Genomic DNA, 20,671 nt, shown 5'->3' with positions numbered 1-20,671 from the left:
TAGTTTAATTAACATATGGAGGATTAAAAATATGGGAAATTATTATAGCTACATGAGAATTTCAACCAAAGAGAACAATGATAAACAAAGTTTTAATAGGCAAGAGAAAAGCTTAAAGACATATGCAAAAGATAATAACATAGAATATTTATTAAGCTTTAAAGATGATACAACTGGAGGTACATTTAATAGACCATCTTGGAGTAAACTAGAAAAGATATTACAAAAAGGGGACACGATAATATTTAAAGAAATATCAAGATTCACACGCCAGGCTGAAGAGGGATATAAAAAATATATGGAATTAATGGAGAAGGGAATTAACTTAGTATTTTTAGATAATCCAACTGTATCAACAGATTATATAAAAAACTTAACAAGTATTGCTAATACACAAAACTTAGTTACTAAAACTGCTTTAGATAGCACAATAAAATTGTTATTAATAGTTGAATTGGATAGAGTGGAGCAAGAAAGAGAACTTATAGTAAAGAGAATAAAACAAGGTATTGAAGCAAGTGATAAGAAAAGTGGAAGAAAACAAGGTAAACTTGATAAAATGAGTGATAAATTAAGAGATGATATAAAAGAGTTTTTAAGTGATAGAAGTATAAAACAAATAGATTTGATGAATAAACACAATATAAGTCGAAATACGCTAAAGAAGTATATATCGATAGTAAAAGAACAATAAACATCAAACACAATTATAGATATTATAATAAAAAGATACTAATTTATTTAGTATCTTTTTATTTGCCCTTATACGCCTTTATAAGAGTTTTAATACACTATTAATATAATTACATCAATTGAGTTTTAAAAGTTTTCATGAGCTTATTTAAACATTTACATTGATGATTGAATAATAAGATAAACAAATATAAAATTATTTGCCACTAACCCATTTTAAATAATTAAAATATATTCACAAAAATTACAATTGGTATTCTAGCTTATTATATTCTTTCCAATAACACTTGTATTATATGATCTGTTATTATATTTCACAGGTTTATACTAATACAAAATAAAATACTAATATAAATAATGCTAATATAATAGCCAGTATTCCAAATAATCTACAAAGAAATATCGATTTTTGCATTCCAATCGCCTTGTTGGTTTTAGGTGTAGCATAAGGGAATACAGTTAATATAATTCCTACTCCAAAACTAAGCCAAAACATAGCCCATACTGGGAATTTATTTGGAGATGAATTGCCTTCAATTACAATTAATATTAAAAATATAATCATATATATTGGAAATGATAACAAAAACTTATATTTATTTTTATTAACTTTTTCTTTAAATGCATTATATTTATTTTCACATTCTACTGAACAAACATTAGAATCATTATCCACTAACTCCTTTGAACACCAAATACATTTCAAAATAATCACTTCCTAAACATACAGTAATATACCAATTTAATTATTTCACTTTTTAATATGATTTTAGTTTATATATATTTATTGTCACTATCAAATAGTATAACGGCTAATATTACTTGAAAAGTTTTTTTATTTGCCCAATGTACTATTAAATACTTCAATTTTCAGTATAAATTACGATTGAAACTGAATAGGGTAAAAATGGGGGTGGAAATTATCTCAAAGTAAGAGTGAATATAAAATACTTTGAAATAATTTATAATTATTTTTAGGCTAATAAAAAAGATACTAGCATCAGCTAGTATCATCTTTGGCAGGAGCTGTATATAAAAGACTAGAAAGTTATTTTAGTCAGTAACATATGGATAACTAACTTCACATTTTTTATACATTTTATAGCACATATAAACAAACTAGAAACGTATCTAACCTGTTTTTTATTTAATATTTCAGTTTCTGTTAATTTTTTTAATATATTTGCTTAATATACTATACGCTATTAATAAACCTATGAATAGCAATATAATAACATTTACCACAATATATAAGTTATTATTGATTAATAAGTCTCTATATGGTTTAAGTATAAAATTTGCAGATGTAAGTCCGTATATACATACAAAAACCATTATTAAATTAGCTAGTTTCTTATGCTTAACAAATTTATACACATAGATTATTCCTATTACAATACATAGTATTATTCGTCCTAAATCCATACCTGGAATTCCAAACATAATCTCACCCCCTAACATCTATATTATACACTAACATCTATATTATGCACTAATATAAACCATATATTATAATAATTTACATATAAGATTGTATTAAGGGGATATATGAGTTATTAAAGTAAAAAGAATTAGAGGAAAAGTTTATACAGTAGTTTATTAAGCAAGGGTATAACAAAATTAAAATAAATAAAGGAGATGATTATGATAAATATTATGGATATATTAGGAGTTACTTATAAAGAGGATATAATAAGCAATTTATTAGCTCATAGTCTAAATAACTCTGTATCATTTAAAACAACTTCTTTAGAAAACTTAGTACAGTTAAAGAATGTTTCTTCATATACTGTTAAAGCTTATACAAGGATAAGTACTTCAATGGGTATACCCGATATAGTTATAGCTTTAAAATGAGATGAAGTTAATTGTAATAAACTAATAATAATTGAAAATAAATTAAAAGCAATAGAAGGATATGAACAAACAAAAAGATATACTAATGAAAAATGTATATCCGAATTATACGAAAAAGTAGAATTAAACTATAAAGATATTGAGCCATACTTTATATACTTGACTCTAATTCCTGAACAAATTCCAAGTGGCGAAAAGTTCCAAAATATAGATTATAAATATCTAATAAATAATATTAAATACGATAATGTAGAAAATACATTTGATATACGCGTTGAAACATCCTATGACGTTATAAATAAAAATATGAATTTGTACTTACATTATGAAATTAATCCTTATATTAGCGTGAGAGAAGCAAAACAAAGGTCAACAAACAATGGCTACTATAAGTATTTAATTCAGAGAAACATAATTAAAACTAAAATTCATAATAATATAAAAAAATACAATGATTTTGATATAAAATCACGTAATGGTTCTAACCAAATAGCAAAAATCCAACTTAAAATTAGTAGTAATACAACAGTTAAAGAGTTTATTGATAATGTATCGTTTTATGTAGTGGTTGTATCAGATTTTATAAATGTAACTTTAAAATAAATATTGAAATAATTTGAAGATAAAATAATATTATACTATGTTTAACTAAATTGTTAATATACAATATAAAAACAAGGTAAAAAATTTTTAAAATATATAGATGATTTAAATTACTTTAAACTCTAATATATTTTTTAATTTATTGTATAATATAGCTTATTAGAGGTTAAGCATATGCCATTACGAATACGAATATAGAATACTGTTGCATTGCTCTATAAGAGTTTTTAAAATTTATAAGTATATTTATCTAAAAAAAGAATTTTAAAAGTCTTATGTAGCGTTATAAAGCGATAGTGGAGTAAACTATAAAAGTAGGGTCTGTTTTTTAAAGATACTTTTTTAGATAGTTGGTGTTTTACACTTTATTAATTTTTGAGGTTGAGTTAATGTACGTGTATACACCCATATCTATCCCCAAAAGCTATATATCTATTATAAATACAACTCTTAAAATATATAACTTTTTGGATTAAGCTTTTGAATTATATCTCTATTCTTAAAATTTACCTACTTAACACACATTATTCATAAAAAAATTTTTAATTTGACAGATATAGTAGGATCATTTAAGAAAATTGATTTTTAGCAATGAACTTCCGAATGTGATAAAAAATAATTTTATTAAAATTGAATGGCGTATACGTAATGAATTAAGCCACTTTTTTAAATTTTGTATACATATTTCCGACATACTTTTTTTTGATTTTTTAAAAGTATGAAATACTTAATTTAAGCTTGAAAATGAAATTTCTCGAATTCTGCTTCAAACATCTTCTCTTATCTCTTTAATATCTTCTTCACCAATATATGTATACTCATATGTTTGTTTATCTAAATAAAATAAACATCTTCATCTTTATTCATAATCTTCTTCATCATCAGCCCAGCCCAAAAGTTGCTTTTCTAATTTATCATAATCATATTTTCTTTGAGTGAAGTTAGCAAAACCAGAAACTTCTTTTTTAGGTTTATCAAAATCTTTTTTAGTTTCAAATTTATAAGTTCTAGGTTCTAAATCTTTAACATAGAATTTAATACTAGTAACTTTTCGTCCAGTTTTAACATATTCAACGTTGTATATATCTAATAATTCTTTTTCTCTAAGTTCCTTAACAGCAGATTCTATTACTCTAACTCTAAAATTGTTAAATACTTTATATTTGTTTTGTAACATTAAATATTCTTTAATTTCATCTACAGAATATTCGATAATTGTTTTATTGCCTGTCCACATTCTAAGTAATTCATATAATCTTTGTGCATTAGTAGCACCTAAACCAATATACTTAGTAACATTAGTTGGGGTAAATCCTGTTTGAGTATATTCATGGATAAGTTGTAATAATAACATAGGAATTTCAATTTTAAAAATTTTGGTTGTAGGATTATACTTATATCCACTAATAACTTGTACTTTTAACCATTCTCCATTGTCTTTAATGTGCATTATTTCGTTTTCTTTAAGATTTTCTAAGAATCTCTTAATACCTTCTACTGTACTATAATCTTTAAATTTAATTAAACTTTTTAATTCTTGCAATGTAATTTTCGCAACATTAATTTTATTTTTTTGTATTTCGTAAAATGCTTTTTGTAAAACTCTATTCTGTGAAACTGTAAAATCATACTTTGCTTTAATTAAAGCATTACTTTTAAATAAGACTTGTAAATCATTCATTTATTTTTCCCCTTCTTTGGTTTATTTTAGTATATTATACATCCATACATAATATCTGTCTACTGTAGGTATATTCTCCCTAATTTGTAGGTGTATTCTCCCTAATTTGTAGGTGTATTCTCCCTAATTTGTAGGTGTATTCTCCCTAATTTGTAGGTGTATTCTCCCTAATTTGTAGGTGTATTCTCCCTAATTTGTAGGTGTATAAGTCTCGAAAGGAGCATGAAAAGCCAATCCTAGAGCGTCTAAATACATTAAATACTATTAAATACTATTAAATACTATTAAAAGAGAAAAGAAGATACAAAATTTTATATTTTTCTAAATTTTATACTTATATTCCTTATTTAATTTATTAAAGTAATATTATATATTTTTAGAAAATATTAGAATATAAAAGTAAAATAATATTTATTTTTAAAGCTGATAAAACTTTAAAGGAAATTAGAAATAATTTTATAAAAAGTATATAATACAAATTAAAAATAATATTAATTTAATTAGGAGCAACATTATATGAATTTTTTAATACAACCAATTACCGAAAAATACTTAGACGAAGCACTACAACTTCATACAGATGTTTTCTTGAATAATGAACCACTTACACCTAGATTAAATATTTCAAAAAATGAATTTAAAAAAATACTAGGTAAACAATTATTATCATCAATACGTAATGGATATTCAATAGGTGCATTTAATAATAATGAATTAATAGGATTTATTATTTGTTCTGATATGAATGATTCATCTAAAGATCAAACGTTATCTTTAAATTCTAAAAATCCATTTGAAAAACTACATTTAGCTATTGAAAAACTAAACATTGTTTTAAAACAAGAACCATTTATAAATAAAAAACTTTTTCATATTGAAACAATGGGAGTAGATAAATCTTATGTTGGATACGGTATAGGAAAAGAATTAATAAAAAAAACTTTACAAATAGCACAAGATAATAATTTTGATTATATTTATGCTGAATGCACTAACATTTTTTCTGAAAATGGAATGTTAAATAATGGATTTGAAATTGCACATCAATATGCATGGAAAGACTGTGGAATTAAAGAATTCGAAAATCTTGCTGGAAACTTTTCATTAACAGTTAAAAATATTTTTTAAAAAAATTAAATTTAAATTAATAAACATATTCAAGATAATTTAAACCAAAATAATGAAGTTAATTCTTTATTTTGGTTTAAAGATTACAGAAAAAATTAATTATCAATTATAGAGAAAATTTAAAAATATTAAATACATATTTAATATTACCATAATTGGTCATACCAATCAATAGTTTATAAAATATTTTTTATGAATAATAATTATTAGTGTTTATAAAATACTTAAATTAGACTTATAAAAAATTATCTTTAATATTTAAAGTTGTACTATTTTTTTATTCTATTCTAATTCATAATCATGATAATAGGAACTTATTTTATTTTTTGAAATTAAATTGCTAAAAATTTATTTTTATTTATAATATGCAATGTAAAAATGTAATTTTATTTATTAATATAACATTATATTTTTATATATCTTCAAAATTTTTTCAAAATGAAGTTTTATAAAACAAAATTATTTAATATATGCAATTTTTATCTATAAAAATTATAAACATAAATTATTAATAAATTATTAATAGTTTGTTAATAGTTTTACAACAAATTATTAATAATTTGTTTTTTAGTCTTTAATTTATAAATTAAAGACGTTTATATATTATAGAGCATATTTGCTATAAAATTGATTTAAAAATTTTAATATAATATACTATTTTAGAAATTTTTCTTAATATATTTAATGCATAGGAGGTAATAATGAAAAAAGTACGAAGAATACTTTTATGTGTTTTTTTAATTTTTTGCGTAATGGGATTTTATATTCCAGAAAGTAATGCAATATTGTATTCTAATAATACAAGTTTTCCTTATAATATAAATATAAGTTTAAATGGTCAAAATTTAAATGATTCAAAAAATTCTATATCATTAACTAATAATTCTTTAGTGAAAATTAGTATAAATTTAACTAGAAAAGCTAATTCGCCTATAAATAATAGTAATGAAGTAGTAATAAGTTTACCTAAGCAATTTTCAGGAATGTCTTATATTGGAAATACACCAGGTTTTAATTTTTCTGTTAATGGGGATAAGCTTACAATAAAATTAATTGATAATGGGTATAAACTTGTTAATGGATCTAAAGTTCCAATTATTGGTGCAACATTTAATGCAACAGCAACTTTTAATTCAAATTCAAGTAATCAAAGCATTAGTACAACTATAAATGTTGGAGGAGAAGTTATTCCATTAGTAATAACACCGCAAAATACTAATAAAGTAAATAGTACTTCAAATTCTGATACAGGAAATAAAAGTATTATTAATGGAAGTTTACAATATGGAAGCTTAACTAAAAAAGTATATGATAATTCCACTAAAAAATGGGTTTCTAGTGAGAGAATAGAAAATAATGGTGGAATAATAAAAGAAAGATATGAACTTGATATAACAACTAAAGGTGATAATTACACATGCGACGATGTGTTAGATAATAGTGCTATGAATTATATAAAAAATAGTGTAGAAATATTAAACTCTAGTAATCAAAATATTACAAAAAATTGTTTGATTACTTATAGTAAAAATACTATGAATATAAAATTTCCTAATTCAGGTACATATATTATATACTATGATGTAGATATTAATACTAGTGAATTATCTAATACTATTGGTATAGCACTTTCAAACTATGCGTATTTATATAATAATATAAATAAATTAATTGCTGGTAATAGTGCTACTATACATATAGAGCCTAATTCAATAAACCCCGCATTTAGCAAAACAATAACTTCAGGAAAAAGTTATTCTAAAATAGGTGATATGATTGATTATGCATTATACATAAATATGAAGTCAAATTACACAGATATTCAAGAAGTAAAAGGAATTAAAGTAATAGATAAATTACCACCTGGTTTAAAAATTGAAAATATAAATGATATTAATGTTAATTTAGTAAGTAGTAGTTCAAATTTAAATAATTTAGGACCTAATGTAAATACTATTGTTGAACAAACTATAAATGTAAATCAAACATTTAATGAACCTACAGTTGTAATGAATACAGCTGGTACAGAAATATATATATATATTCCTGATACTGAGGATTTTGGTTATCAAGTTAATTATGATGCTGAGGTTACTAAGTTAGAAAGTAGTTTTACCAATACAGCATCTATAAGTTATGATAAAACAACCAAAATAAGTAGTGCAACAGCTTATTATTCAGGATCTCAAGGAAGTTTTTTAGCTTATAAAACTGTAAGTACTAATAAATTAACAGATTATGATAGTCAAAATGTTTTATATGGAATAAATGTGGATACATATGGAGAAGAAACTACTAATAATTTAAACATAACTGATACTTTACAAAAAGGAGTAATATTAAATTCAGTAAATTTAAAAGGATACTCTGCGGTAGCAAAATTAGAAAATGGTATTTATATAAAAAAAGAAGATGGATTTACTATAAAGTATGGTCTTAATAATAATAATCAATATTATGTTAAGATAGATAACAATAATAATATTGGAAAAGGTAATAATTACGATTTTATTTTAAATACATCATTCTCAAATGTCCCAAATGGAACAACTGTAAATAATACAGCATATGTAAATGGTATTCCTACTAATACTGTTACAACTAAAAAAGGATATGAAATAGAAGCAATTAAAGTAAGTAGTAAAAATTTAAATGATACATTAAGTGGAGCAAAGTATGTTGTTTATTCAGAAAATGGAACTAAAATTACAACCGTTGAAAGTAATAATACTGGTAAAATAGAATTTTCTGTTCCGAAAGCGGGAGAATATTATTTAAAAGAAATAAAAGCACCAATTGGATATGCAATAGATACTAATAAAATTTTATTTAATGTTACTTCTAATGATATTGGTAAAATTACCAATATAGGAGATTTGAAAGATACCCCAATAAACCAAATAGAGGGAACAGTAGTAATAACCAAAGAAAATGAAGCTGGAACGCCATTAGCAGGTGCAAAAATAGAGATAATAAATTCAGCTAATAAAATAGTATACACAGGTGTAACCAACTCTAAAGGGGAAATAACAGATGCTAATCTACCATATGGTACATATACCTATAGAGAAATAGCAGCACCAACAGGATATACGATAAATACTCAAGTTGGAAAGTTTGAAATAACATCTAACGGACAAATTGTAAATGAAACAATAAAAGACAAGAAGGTAACAAATACAACTAATTCCACTGGAGATAAGAAAGTAACAAATACAACTAACTCCACTGGAGATAAGAAAGTAACAAATACAACTAACTCCACTGGGGACAAGAAAGTAACAAATACAACTAATTCCACTGGAGATAAGAAAGCAACAGGTACAACTAACTCCACTGGGGATAAGAAAGTAACTGATACAACTAACTCTACTGGGGACAAGAAAGTAACAAATACAACTAACTCCACTGGAGATAAGAAAGCAACAGGTACAACTAACTCCACTGGGGACAAGAAGGTAACTGATACAACTAACTCCACTGGAGATAAGAAAGCAACAGGTACAACTAACTCCACTGGGGATAAGAAAGTAACAAATACAACTAATTCTACTGGAGATAAGAAAGTAACAAATACAACTAATTCCACTGGAGATAAGAAAGCAACAGGTACAACTAACTCCACTGGGGATAAGAAAGTAACAAATACAACTAACTCCACTGGGGACAAGAAAGTAACAAATACAACTAACTCCACTGGGGATAAGAAAGTAACAAATACAACTAACTCCATTGGGGATAAGAAGGTAACTGATACAACTAACTCTACTGGGGACAAGAAAGTAACAAATACAACTAACTCCACTGGAGATAAGAAAGCAACAGGTACAACTAACTCCACTGGGGATAAGAAAGTAACAAATACAACTAACTCCACTGGGGATAAGAAGGTAACTGATACAACTAACTCCACTGGAGATAAGAAAGTAACTGATACAACTAACTCTACTGGGGACAAGAAAGTAACAAATACAACTAACTCCACTGGGGACAAGAAAGTAACAAATACAACTAACTCCACTGGAGATAAGAAAGCAACAGGTACAACTAACTCCACTGGGGACAAGAAGGTAACTGATACAACTAACTCCACTGGAGATAAGAAAGCAACAGGTACAACTAACTCCACTGGAGATAAGAAAGTAACAAATACAACTAACTCCACTGGGGACAAGAAAGTAACAAATACAACTAACTCCACTGGGGATAAGAAAGTAACTGATACAACTAACTCTACTGGGGACAAGAAAGTAACAAATACAACTAACTCCACTGGAGATAAGAAAGCAACAGGTACAACTAACTCCACTGGAGATAAGAAAGTAACAAATACAACTAACTCCACTGGAGATAAGAAAGTAACAGGTACAACTAACTCCACTGGAGATAAGAAAGTAACAAATACAACTAACTCCACTGGGGACAAGAAAGTAACAAATACAACTAACTCCACTGGGGATAAGAAAGTAACTGATACAACTAACTCTACTGGGGACAAGAAAGTAACAAATACAACTAACTCCACTGGAGATAAGAAAGCAACAGGTACAACTAACTCCACTGGAGATAAGAAAGTAACAAATACAACTAACTCCACTGGAGATAAGAAAGTAATAGGAATAAAAACACTACCAGATACAGGGATAAATTCTTATTATAATATATTATTATTAATTATATTATTTATAGTTTTATTAACTATTCTTATAATTATATTTATTATTAAACAATCTAAAAATACATTATTATAAATTAAAAAAGTAAATAGTAATATATTATATTACTATTTACTTTTTAATAATATATTTAAGAATAAAAATATTTAAATTATTAAAATTCGTAAACAAGGAGAATATTTTGAAAAAACTGAAGAAAAAAAAGTTTTTTAAAATAGTAACAGTATTATTGGTAATATATATTGTTATTGCTGTATTATTTATTAGTTTTCAGTACTATTCAACTATTAAATCACAAGTAATAATTAATACTAGTACAATAAATTCATCTGATAAGTCTAAAGAGGATATTAATATAGGTTCTGCCAAATATATGGAAAAATATTATAATTATTCTAAACAAATAAACAGTGAAGTAATTGGATGGATATATATTAAAGGCACTGATATAAATTATCCCTTATTACATGGAAAAACTGATAGTTATTATTTAGATCATAACTGGCAAGGAGAAAAGTTTTGGAATGGATGTATTGCATTAGATCAAGATAATACTTCTTTAGCTAATAATACATTATTAATTAATGGACATAACATGTTAAATGGGATCATGTTTTCACAATTAACTAATTATGAGAGTATAGACTTTGCTAAAAAGCATAATATAGTAGAAATTTATAATGGTACAAGCAATAAAATTATATATTTTAAAGTATTTAGTGCTATATATACAAAACCAAGTATTGAATTAAATTTAGGAAATAATTCAGAGAAAATAAGACAAGAAACTATAGATAATTTAATGAGTGAAAAGATATATAAAATAGATAATTATAATGGAAATAATATATTATTCCTTAATACATGTTTATCAAATGGTACTGATAATCATATTATTGTTATATGTGAAGAAATATAAATAAAAGAAAGGAATGTACAATGAATTTGAAAAAATGAATAGTTATTATAATTTTATCTATATTAGCTGCTAGTATGACAATTATATCTATATCTTTATATAATTATAATACTGATTTTATAAATAAAATTAATATACAAGAACAAAACTATAATAATAGTTCATTATTATATTATGGATATAAATTGATTAATAAAAAAATAAATTTTCATGCACATGGTTACATAAACGGGATTCCTTATATCAATATTGAAAATGCTGAATTGTATAATATATCTAATGTTATACAAGTTGATAATTTTAATGGATTAAAATTTATAGTTAACTCATATAAAGGTTATGCTAAAATTTATTATCAGGATAACAAAAAAAGTAAAGTAATAAGCATATTTAAAAACAAAACTAATTTAAATATAATAGGAATTATATTTAATAAATGGTATGTAATATCATTTGGTCAAAATAAATATATAGCAAAAGAGGGTTTTATCTCTATAAAAAATGTTAAAATATCTTATGGATAATTTGGCATTTTTTTATCTTAAATAATTTAAATATAGTTTTAGCAATAAAAGACTATATTGACCAGCATACTAGTAACTTGTATAATTAATGGATATATAGGATATTAAAATATATTGGAGTAATAATATGGATAAAAAAGCACTTATATATATGTGTAATGATAATAAATTAAAACATTATATGAAAGATATAGAAAAATATTGTTTAGATAATCATTATTATTTAGATGAAAAAAATATTTTCATAGCTAACAAAGAAAATTTAAAAACTAACTTATATCCAGGTAATACTTTGATTTTAGGAGAATTATGTATGCTTGGTGAAAAAGTTGATGAAATAAAACAAGAATTATACTTACTTAAAAACAATAATATAAATGTGGTTATTTTAAATATTTCCAATTTATTAAATAGATATTTAAATAATAAAAATGAATTAAATTTTGATAAAATAGATTTATTTGTAGAATTAATATATTTAGATATACAAACAAGGGTAGCAAATAATAAAAGAGGTCGTCCTAAAATTAATCTTCCTTCTAATTTTAATAAAATTTATGATGAATGGAAAGCTGGAAAAATAACTGCAGTAAAAGCAATGGATTTATTAAATTTAAGTAAAACTACCTTTTATAAATTTGTAAAAAAATATGAAGAAAGTATCTTTAAAGATTCTCTAGAATTTAAAAGTAATACAACTAATATACCTAAAAAAAATAAATTTAGTTATCCTAATAATGCTATTATAACTCATTTTAGCATATATTTAAGAGATAAATTTGGTAATAAATTAATTAATGAATTAGTTCTTAAGCCAGGAACTAAAATAACTGTTTTAAATATTAACTTTGAAAATCAATTAGTTTTAATTGAATATTTATTTAATAATAAAGTAAAAAGAGGATTTATACAAAATGACTTTAGAATTATAAAATATATGAATGAAAATAATTATAGAAATGACTATAAACCTATGTTAGTTTATAAAAATGAACTAGATGAAGATACAGCATATGGAAAGTTATTTCCTTATGAAAAATTTACCGTATTATATAAAAAAGAGTCAAAATTTTATATAGTATATAATACCAAAAAAGGTAAAAATTCAAAAAGTGGATTTGTAAATATAACATATAATAAAGAAAAATTTAGTTATCCTAATAACGCGATTATTAAAAATTTTAATGTATATTTAAGAACTGAAACTGGAAAAAGAACTTATAACAAACCTGTGCTTACTATAGGAACTAAAATAACAGTTTTAAATATTAATTTTGAAAATCAATTAGTTTTAATTGAATATTTATATAATAATAAAATAAAAACAGGCTATATAAAAAATAGTTATAGAACAATAAAATATTTAAATGAAAATAATTATAAAAATTCTAATAAATTAACTGATGTTTATGAAATAAATTTTGATATTAAGAGAAAAAATGGTAAAATTCTTCCTAATGAAAGGGCTACCATTTTGTATGAAAATAATTTTGGTACTTACATAGTATATAATACTAAAAAAGGTAAAAATTCAAAAAGTGGATACTTACTATAGAATATAATTAAAATTATTATTTAATAATAATTTTAATTATATTTTGTTTTTACTTTTTATATTGTATAATTTTATATAATGTGTTAAAAAATTTAATTAAAAAGGAGAAACTAATGAAAAAGCTCATTATTACTAATACTTTTGTATTTATTATATTAATGATTTTTATATTAAGCTTTCAATGTATATTTTCTAGTGATAATGTATTAATTGGTGTATTTGGAGCTACTGCTTTATTAATGTTATTACAAACTGATTTATCATTTGAGCCTATAAAAAATACTATTATGATGATAATTTTATTTTTTGCAATAGGATTAGGAGCTTATATAGCTAGTAATCATTTATTTTTAGCAATACCTATAAACTTTATTATAGTTTTTTTTATTTATTATAAATTTGGTTATATAACCAAAGCCCCTCTATTTTTACCCTTTATTTTCTTATATTTATTTTTAGCACCTTTTCAAATAACACCCCAACAATTACCGTTAAGACTTATTTCATTAATAGTTGTAGGTATAATGGTTATGTTGCCACAATTTTTTATTAATAAAAATAAAATAAAAAAAACAACCGAAAAAATACTTCCCAATTATGTTAATTTATTAATAAAAAAAATTGAAATCTTAACTGATGCTAAATTTGAAGAAAATATTGAAGAAAATATTGAAGAAATTAATAAAGAATCTAATAAATTACTTGATCAATTAAAAACAATAATTTACGACAAGAAAAAAAGCAAATTTTATATATCTAAAGAGAGTAAAACTAGTTTAAATTTAGTTGTAGCTTTAGAAAATTTAAACTTTTTTATAGATAATGTAAAAAAAGATGAGCTTATTTTATTAAAAGAGAAATTAATTCTTTTAAAAGATAATATTATAAAATATGATAAAAATTCTTTAACTAATTTAAAATTAAAAGATAGCAATTCAAGTAAGTTTAATATTCAACTAAAAACAAAAATAGAATTTGCAATAAAAAGTTTAATTGAATTTAAAGAAGAAAAAAGTACTTATTCATTTTCTTTTAATCGAAAATCTAGAGAAAATGATGCGTATACATTAACTAAATTTAAATTTAATCCTATAAGATTATCATATTCATTTAGAATGGCCATATTGATTACTATAACATTTTTTATAATGGAGTATTTTCATTTAACACAAGGTAGATGGATTGTTTATGCTGTACTTTCACTTACACAACCATATTATGAAAAAACACTTACTAGGGCAAAACAAAGATTTCTTTCTACTGTTATAGCTACTATTATTATTAGTATTTTATATAGTATTTTTACAACTCAAATTTCTAGAGGAATTATACTTCTATTTGCTGGATATCTTATGAGTTATTTTAGATCTTCTTATAAAACTTCTATGATATTAATTACTATAACAGCTATAGGAATGGCTCTAATGCCATCAGAATCCTTAACTATAGTTGGTAACTATGGACATGTTAATGTTATAATAATATCACTACTAAGAATAGGATATGTATTAATAGGTACAGTAATAGCTTTATTAGTAAACAAATTTTTATTTTTTTATAATGTCCCAAAAGCTAATAATAAACTTGAAGAAACTTCAAACAACATGTTAAAAGATTTATTTAATAATTTAGAAAAAATAATTCTTTATAATAATTTAGATAATTATGTTAATAATAGTTATTTATTGGTATCAAGTTTTCAAAAAACAAAAATAGAAAATTTACAATATCTTAATATAAATACTAATAATAAAGAGTTATTAGATATAGCTAAAAATAATATAGCATTAAGTAATTCTATATATTTTTTCACAAATTTTATTAAACAAAATAAATTAACTAATGAAGAACAACAAAACTTAATACAATTTTTAAATAATTTTAAAAACAATCCTAAAAATTTAAAAAATAATTTAGAAAATAAAAATGTTTCAGATAACATAAAAGCTCTTTCCTATTTATTACTAGAAATATACGATAATGCTAAAGTGTCACAAGTAATTTAAATATTAATTAGTATTTAAATTATATTAATAAAAATACAAAAATTATAAATTCTTTGATTAAATTATAGATACTTAATTAATAATCTTAATTAAGTATCTATAATTTTTAATTTATTATTAACTATTTTTTATATTTAATATACATTTATTCTCATATGTATTAAAACATTTATTGCATGATACACATTTAGGTTTAGACATATTACTACTTATCCATCTATTTATTATTTAATTTATAGATAACTTATATGTACAAGTAAATATGGTGTTTTATATTGATTTTAAATAAATTTAAGTTATGTTATAATTTGACTAAAGATGGGAGGTGAGAGAGAAAAGTGGTATTAGCTTTAAAACAAGAAGACGAAAAAGAGTTATCTCAAAGTGTTAAATATATAAATATAGTTCATAGAAATAGTGACGGGTGGATAACTAAAGCTAAAATATCAGCAGAAGGGTATAAACAATGGCATTATAAGCATATGCAGTTGGTAAAACTGAAGTTTGATAAGGATAATGTATACATTACTTTGAATACCTTTTATAAAACTTATAGAAGAATAGAGTATCTTAAAGAACTTAATGCATTATTTATAGATTTAGATACATATAAAACAGATTTTACTAAAGAACAGATTTTAATGAATCTAAATGAAAATTATTTTGGGAAAAACATCCCTACACCAAATTTTATTATAGATAGTGGAAGAGGATTATATTTAATATGGCTTATAAGAAAAGTTCCAAGTATGGCTTTACCTTTATGGAAAGCAGTAGAAGAATATTTCTATAGAAGTTTAAAAGAGTTTGGAGCAGATAGACAAGCATTAGATGCAACAAGAATATTAAGGATACCAGGAAGTATTAATTCTAAAACACATACAGAAGTAAAAATAATAGATAATTATGATTATTTATATGATTTAAGAGAGATACAAAATGAATATATGCCAGAATTAAGCGAGAAGGCACCTATAAGACGAGGTAGACCTAAAAAGGTTAAATATATCTATAGAGAAAGAAGTCTTTACTATGCGAGAATACAGGACTTAATAAAGCTATGTGAATTAAGAGAGTATAATTTAAAAGGTCATAGAGAACTTGTATTATTTTTATATAGATATTATTTGTGTTATTTTACTGAAGATATAGAAAAATCATTAAATGATACATTAGAGTTAAATAATATGTTTAAGCAGCCATTAAGAGAAAAAGAAGTTTTAAGTGCCACTAAATCGGCAGAAACAGTATTTAAAGACCAAAATAAAGATTATAAATACAAAAATGAGACTTTAATAAATCTTTTAGAAATATCAGATGAAGAACAAAAAGAAATGAAAACAATAATCTCTAAAGAGGAATATAAGCGTAGGGATAGAGAGTATCAAAAGAAAAAGTATAAAGAAGAATTAGAAACTCAGGGTAAATTAACAGCAGAAAAAAAGATATTACAAAGAAGGATAAAAATAAAAGACCTTCTCGCCAAAGGTCTTAAACAAAAAGAAATATATTTGCAATTAAATATTTCTAAACGAACTTGTATAAATGATATCAAGTTTCTAAGAGAACAAGGTTTAATATAACCTTGTTCTTTGTATTATGATTATAAAATATATTAAAAAATTTATCAAATAAAAAAAAGGTGCAAAATTTTCTCGGCTTGTATTATAGGGGTACTTTAGTACCCAGTCTATTTATTGACTTTTTTACGTTAAAGGAGCTGTGTTACTTTGAATAACAGTTATTAGTTATTAGTAGCAGTTACGTAACTTTTGAGGATTATAAGTTGGTCTGAAGGGTTTAAAGGAGGAAAGTCATATATTGAGGCTATGTTATGTTTTTTTAGAGAAAGATTATACTATTTTTTTATGAAAATAATATCTAGTATTATTTATTGAGTTTAAGTTATTAAACTTTATAACCTCTATGGTATCATTAACAGAATGAATAATTTCTTTAACATTTTCTAACATTTTCTTTTATTAAACAAATATTAGCTATACCTTCATTTGTGAAGCTTGCATTATCACTTATTCCTTTTATTTCGTTTTCAGAAACATTTAAACCGTTTTTATTTAATGCTTTTTCTATATTTGTATATAATTTTTTACTTTATTTATATATAATGGTATTATAAATAGTGAAAATAGGACATTAAAAATGAAACTAAAAAAATAATATTCTAAATGAATTAAGAAATAATTATACAGTTGAAGTTAAGCAATAAATAATTATTTATTTTACATTTTTAATTTAGGAGGTAGTAATTAAAATGAGAAAAAAAATCGTATTACTTTTTTCCTGTATTATTTTTATTATAGTATTATGTTTATATAGTTGGAAAGCTATAAAAATTGAAACAACTAATTTAACTGACATTTCGATTGATAATATAGTATTAGGCGATGATTTTGAAAATGTTAATTTAACTAAGTATACAAAAGTTGATGGATATGATGATAATTATAATTATCGATTTAATGAAATAGCTATAAATGTGGATAATGGAATAATAGATGGTTTATTTAGTAATTTTGATAATAATGTAGTTATATCTATCAATGGAAATACAGATTTAACTAAAGTAAATGATGTTAAAGATATTCTAGGCGGTAACTTTAAAGATAAATGGTATGATAAAGAACAAGGATTAAAAACTTATATATATTATGATTATAATAATAATATAAAAGCTAATTTTATATATTCTAACTATGATAATAATTTAGTATGGATAAAATTAAAAAAACAAACTAAAAATTCAAAAAATATAAATTAAATCATATAATTATCTAAAAAAGATTAACTCATTATATGTGTATTATATATTGCTCTTATAGGTTAATATATAATATTTTCTTGAATCTACTTTTCTCCATAAACATAGATAAATATCTTTAAATAAATACCATAAATGAAGGTTTTAGGTGCTAAAAGATTTAGAAATATTCGGTAATAATCCAGCATATTGTAACAAAAAAATTTCACAATTAGATACAAAAGATAAAATAAAGATTCTTGGTAATCATTTATCTGTATTAGAATTCGAAAGTTTCAATGATCCAGATATAGAAATAGAACTATTTAAAAGATACAATCGAAATACAAAACCTTTAGAAACTCAATAAATTAAAATTTTAATATATTTTATAAAAACTAGAAAATATATTAAAATTTTATTAATGGTTTAATAAAAAAAAATGGATGCAGAAAAAAATAAGGAAACTGATAAAGAAAATAAAAGAATAAAGTTAAGTGAAAAAGAAGTAAAATTAATTAAAATATATAATATGACTAAAGCACGTAATGATAAACAAAAAAAACATCAAGAAATATGTGTAATATTTAGTATATTAAAAAACGGGCTACAAGCTAATATAAAGGATGCAGTTCAAACTTCTAAAGAATTTCTTAGAGAACAATCAATTAAATATAAAAATAATAAAGATGAAAATTTAGAAAATCATTAAATTTGAAAAATTTAATGATTTTCTTATAAAACTTTCATAAGAAATAGAATACCCATTTTCCATTTCAACTATTGAAGATATAGAAAAGCACAACAAATATTCAACAGGAATATCTATGGTTATAGCTGCTATATTTCAGTATTTAGAAATAGATATTGATAATGAAACGTTGGTTGATGATATTCAAACTATATTGTCTTACTCTTCGATGGGGGATGATAAATATAAAGGTTCTTCAACTACTATGAAAAATATAATAGCATATTTATTCGATAAACATAAAATCCAATATAGTTATTTTGAATCAGTAAAGATAAAGCCTGAGAAGATTGAAGAAATTAAATCTTCAATTCAAAAAATCAAGAGAAATACAGATGGACAACTTGAATTATTCTCTTTTTAAATATTACTTTTTTATTTGATATAAATTATAGCGTTAATAAATTAATCGGTCTATTAATCTGTCCTGTAATTTTAATAATAACATATATTTGTGAATCATTTGAATTGGGAAAATCTTCATCAAATCTGATTTCTCTTAGTATTTATATATTAATTTTAATTTTAAACTCTTCTTTAATAATTTTGAATATGTTAAATTCAAGTAATTAATCTTGAATTTTTGTTAGAGGATAATGATGATAGAATTTAAAAATATATACAAAAGTTATAATGATAAAAATGTTATTAATAATCTTAATTTAGTAATTATGCTACGGGAAATAGTTGGATTAATAGGTCATAATGTAGCTGGAAAAACAACCACATTAAAAATGCTTACAGGAATACTTAAATCAGATAAAGGAGAAATATTAATAAATAAGAAAGATATCTAAAATCATCCATTAAGCACCAAAATGAATATGGGATTCCTTTCTGATGATTCTAATATATTTTTAAAATTAAAAGGTATTGAATATTTAAATTTTATATGTGATATGTATAATATTTCTACTGAAGAGAGAAGAGAACAAATAATAAAATTATAAATTATTCCCATGGAATGAGAAAAAAATTTCAATAATAGGTGCATTAATACATGAACCAAATATCATAATATTTGATGAACCTTTAAATGGACTTGATCCTCATGCAATAAACTCATTAAAACAAATTATAAAAGATTATTCTAATAAAGGAAAAACTATAATATTTTCAACGTATATTTTAGATGTAGCTGAAAAAATATACAATAGAATAATTATTTTGCATAAAAGTAATATTATTTATGATAGTAAGTTTAATGATCCAAAACAGATAAAGTATTCATTAGTAGAAGAAGCTTTTATAAAACTAACTAATAAATAGAATGAGTATATTTTTATATGTTAAACATTCAATAGTAATATTTTGAGTATTTTTTTATATATTTTTAGAAATATATATTTGTTAAGGTGTTATTTTTATTGATTTTATTTAATAGGAAACTTAATTAAAATAATAGGAGTATATTATAAAAGTGTCAAAATAACTATTTGTATAAATGATTATTATAAAACAATTAAAATAAATTGATAAATATTTTAATTGACTATACAATAAAATTATCAAATAAACTT

The 20,671-nt window shown here is 22.7% G+C and carries 19 protein-coding genes; 16 read left to right on the top strand and 3 right to left on the bottom strand.

From position 1 onward, the window contains the following. Window positions 1–31 precede the first annotated feature (31 nt). Window positions 32–694 carry a recombinase family protein gene (locus HH195_RS12125; protein ID WP_195926848.1) on the top strand — a complete coding sequence of 221 codons (663 nt, stop codon included), beginning with the start codon at window positions 32–34 and terminating at the stop codon, window positions 692–694. Between the two features lie 321 nt (window positions 695–1,015). On the opposite strand, the gene HH195_RS12120 is transcribed toward HH195_RS12125, so the two are convergent. Both HH195_RS12120 and HH195_RS12115 read right to left on the bottom strand, forming a co-directional pair. Then, window positions 1,016–1,399, bottom strand: a complete 384-nt coding sequence (locus HH195_RS12120; protein WP_196372063.1) for a DUF2116 family Zn-ribbon domain-containing protein — start codon at window positions 1,397–1,399, stop codon at window positions 1,016–1,018. Window positions 1,400–1,848: 449 nt separating this feature from the next. Next, on the bottom strand, window positions 1,849–2,136 hold the full coding sequence (locus HH195_RS12115; RefSeq protein ID WP_196372062.1) for a hypothetical protein: 288 nt from the start codon (window positions 2,134–2,136) through the stop codon (window positions 1,849–1,851). A gap of 201 nt (window positions 2,137–2,337) precedes the next feature. Between HH195_RS12115 and HH195_RS12110 the strand changes: the two genes are divergently transcribed. Together HH195_RS12110 and HH195_RS12105 are read left to right on the top strand one after the other, a co-directional pair. Further along, entirely contained in the window at window positions 2,338–2,550 is a 213-nt protein-coding gene (locus HH195_RS12110; RefSeq protein WP_196372061.1) for a hypothetical protein, read from the top strand. 159 nt (window positions 2,551–2,709) lie between these two features. Further along, window positions 2,710–3,153 (top strand): hypothetical protein, encoded by a 444-nt coding sequence (locus HH195_RS12105; RefSeq protein ID WP_196372060.1) that lies wholly within the window; start codon window positions 2,710–2,712, stop codon window positions 3,151–3,153. An 859-nt stretch (window positions 3,154–4,012) separates the two neighbouring features. Here HH195_RS12105 and HH195_RS12100 read toward each other — a convergent pair. Then, window positions 4,013–4,834, bottom strand: coding sequence for a replication initiation protein (locus HH195_RS12100; protein ID WP_196372059.1), 822 nt, complete (start codon window positions 4,832–4,834; stop codon window positions 4,013–4,015). A gap of 516 nt (window positions 4,835–5,350) precedes the next feature. Between HH195_RS12100 and HH195_RS12095 the strand changes: the two genes are divergently transcribed. The 13 genes from HH195_RS12095 (at window position 5,351) to HH195_RS12680 (ending at window position 20,101) form a co-directional block, all read left to right on the top strand. Then, window positions 5,351–5,962, top strand: a complete 612-nt coding sequence (locus HH195_RS12095) for a GNAT family N-acetyltransferase (RefSeq protein ID WP_196372058.1) — start codon at window positions 5,351–5,353, stop codon at window positions 5,960–5,962. A 701-nt stretch (window positions 5,963–6,663) separates the two neighbouring features. Next, window positions 6,664–10,713: a SpaA isopeptide-forming pilin-related protein gene (locus HH195_RS12090; RefSeq protein WP_196372074.1), complete on the top strand. Its 4,050-nt coding sequence runs from the start codon at window positions 6,664–6,666 to the stop codon at window positions 10,711–10,713. A gap of 106 nt (window positions 10,714–10,819) precedes the next feature. After that, window positions 10,820–11,557, top strand: coding sequence for a class B sortase (locus HH195_RS12085; RefSeq protein WP_196372073.1), 738 nt, complete (start codon window positions 10,820–10,822; stop codon window positions 11,555–11,557). 74 nt (window positions 11,558–11,631) lie between these two features. After that, on the top strand, window positions 11,632–12,081 hold the full coding sequence (locus HH195_RS12080; RefSeq protein WP_196372072.1) for a hypothetical protein: 450 nt from the start codon (window positions 11,632–11,634) through the stop codon (window positions 12,079–12,081). A gap of 127 nt (window positions 12,082–12,208) precedes the next feature. Further along, the gene (locus HH195_RS12075; RefSeq protein ID WP_196372071.1) at window positions 12,209–13,636 is read left to right on the top strand and encodes a hypothetical protein; all 1,428 of its coding nucleotides are present in this window, start codon (window positions 12,209–12,211) and stop codon (window positions 13,634–13,636) included. 113 nt (window positions 13,637–13,749) lie between these two features. Continuing rightward, entirely contained in the window at window positions 13,750–15,642 is a 1,893-nt protein-coding gene (locus tag HH195_RS12070) for an FUSC family protein (RefSeq protein ID WP_196372070.1), read from the top strand. Between the two features lie 338 nt (window positions 15,643–15,980). Further along, the gene (locus HH195_RS12065; RefSeq protein ID WP_196372069.1) at window positions 15,981–17,225 is read left to right on the top strand and encodes a DNA-binding response regulator; all 1,245 of its coding nucleotides are present in this window, start codon (window positions 15,981–15,983) and stop codon (window positions 17,223–17,225) included. Window positions 17,226–17,914: 689 nt separating this feature from the next. Continuing rightward, window positions 17,915–18,421 carry a hypothetical protein gene (locus HH195_RS12060; RefSeq protein ID WP_196372068.1) on the top strand — a complete coding sequence of 169 codons (507 nt, stop codon included), beginning with the start codon at window positions 17,915–17,917 and terminating at the stop codon, window positions 18,419–18,421. 148 nt (window positions 18,422–18,569) lie between these two features. Continuing rightward, complete coding sequence (locus HH195_RS12055) at window positions 18,570–18,770, top strand: hypothetical protein (RefSeq protein WP_196372067.1); 201 nt, start codon at window positions 18,570–18,572, stop codon at window positions 18,768–18,770. Window positions 18,771–18,842: 72 nt separating this feature from the next. Continuing rightward, window positions 18,843–19,112 carry a hypothetical protein gene (locus HH195_RS12050; RefSeq protein ID WP_196372066.1) on the top strand — a complete coding sequence of 90 codons (270 nt, stop codon included), beginning with the start codon at window positions 18,843–18,845 and terminating at the stop codon, window positions 19,110–19,112. A gap of 115 nt (window positions 19,113–19,227) precedes the next feature. Continuing rightward, complete coding sequence (locus tag HH195_RS12045; protein WP_196372065.1) at window positions 19,228–19,515, top strand: hypothetical protein; 288 nt, start codon at window positions 19,228–19,230, stop codon at window positions 19,513–19,515. Between the two features lie 235 nt (window positions 19,516–19,750). Next, window positions 19,751–19,948 carry an ATP-binding cassette domain-containing protein gene (locus tag HH195_RS12040; RefSeq protein WP_196372064.1) on the top strand — a complete coding sequence of 66 codons (198 nt, stop codon included), beginning with the start codon at window positions 19,751–19,753 and terminating at the stop codon, window positions 19,946–19,948. Window positions 19,949–19,969: 21 nt separating this feature from the next. Then, complete coding sequence (locus HH195_RS12680) at window positions 19,970–20,101, top strand: hypothetical protein (RefSeq protein ID WP_256437759.1); 132 nt, start codon at window positions 19,970–19,972, stop codon at window positions 20,099–20,101. The last annotated feature ends 570 nt before the right edge of the window (window positions 20,102–20,671 follow it).

Origin of the sequence: Candidatus Sarcina troglodytae (genome assembly GCF_015708635.1) — a bacterium.
In the GTDB taxonomy this organism is placed as follows: Bacteria; Bacillota; Clostridia; order Clostridiales; family Clostridiaceae; genus Sarcina; species Sarcina ventriculi.
The sequence above is the reverse complement of the archived record's forward strand: the minus strand, read 5'-3'. Positions and strand labels throughout refer to the sequence as shown.

Bases quoted from the DNA above. Each gene is read 5' to 3' on its own strand.
- HH195_RS12075 (WP_196372071.1), top strand. From the start codon at position 12,209: ATGGATAAAAAAGCACTTATATATATGTGTAATGATAATAAATTAAAA.
- HH195_RS12040 (WP_196372064.1), top strand. From the start codon at position 19,751: ATGATAGAATTTAAAAATATATACAAAAGTTATAATGATAAAAATGTT.
- HH195_RS12080 (WP_196372072.1), top strand. From the start codon at position 11,632: ATGACAATTATATCTATATCTTTATATAATTATAATACTGATTTTATA.
- HH195_RS12680 (WP_256437759.1), top strand. From the start codon at position 19,970: ATGAATATGGGATTCCTTTCTGATGATTCTAATATATTTTTAAAATTA.
- HH195_RS12095 (WP_196372058.1), top strand. From the start codon at position 5,351: ATGAATTTTTTAATACAACCAATTACCGAAAAATACTTAGACGAAGCA.
- HH195_RS12045 (WP_196372065.1), top strand. From the start codon at position 19,228: ATGGTTATAGCTGCTATATTTCAGTATTTAGAAATAGATATTGATAAT.
- HH195_RS12115 (WP_196372062.1), bottom strand. From the start codon at position 2,136: ATGTTTGGAATTCCAGGTATGGATTTAGGACGAATAATACTATGTATT.
- HH195_RS12110 (WP_196372061.1), top strand. From the start codon at position 2,338: ATGATAAATATTATGGATATATTAGGAGTTACTTATAAAGAGGATATA.
- HH195_RS12070 (WP_196372070.1), top strand. From the start codon at position 13,750: ATGAAAAAGCTCATTATTACTAATACTTTTGTATTTATTATATTAATG.
- HH195_RS12090 (WP_196372074.1), top strand. From the start codon at position 6,664: ATGAAAAAAGTACGAAGAATACTTTTATGTGTTTTTTTAATTTTTTGC.
- HH195_RS12050 (WP_196372066.1), top strand. From the start codon at position 18,843: ATGGATGCAGAAAAAAATAAGGAAACTGATAAAGAAAATAAAAGAATA.
- HH195_RS12125 (WP_195926848.1), top strand. From the start codon at position 32: ATGGGAAATTATTATAGCTACATGAGAATTTCAACCAAAGAGAACAAT.
- HH195_RS12100 (WP_196372059.1), bottom strand. From the start codon at position 4,834: ATGAATGATTTACAAGTCTTATTTAAAAGTAATGCTTTAATTAAAGCA.
- HH195_RS12060 (WP_196372068.1), top strand. From the start codon at position 17,915: ATGAGAAAAAAAATCGTATTACTTTTTTCCTGTATTATTTTTATTATA.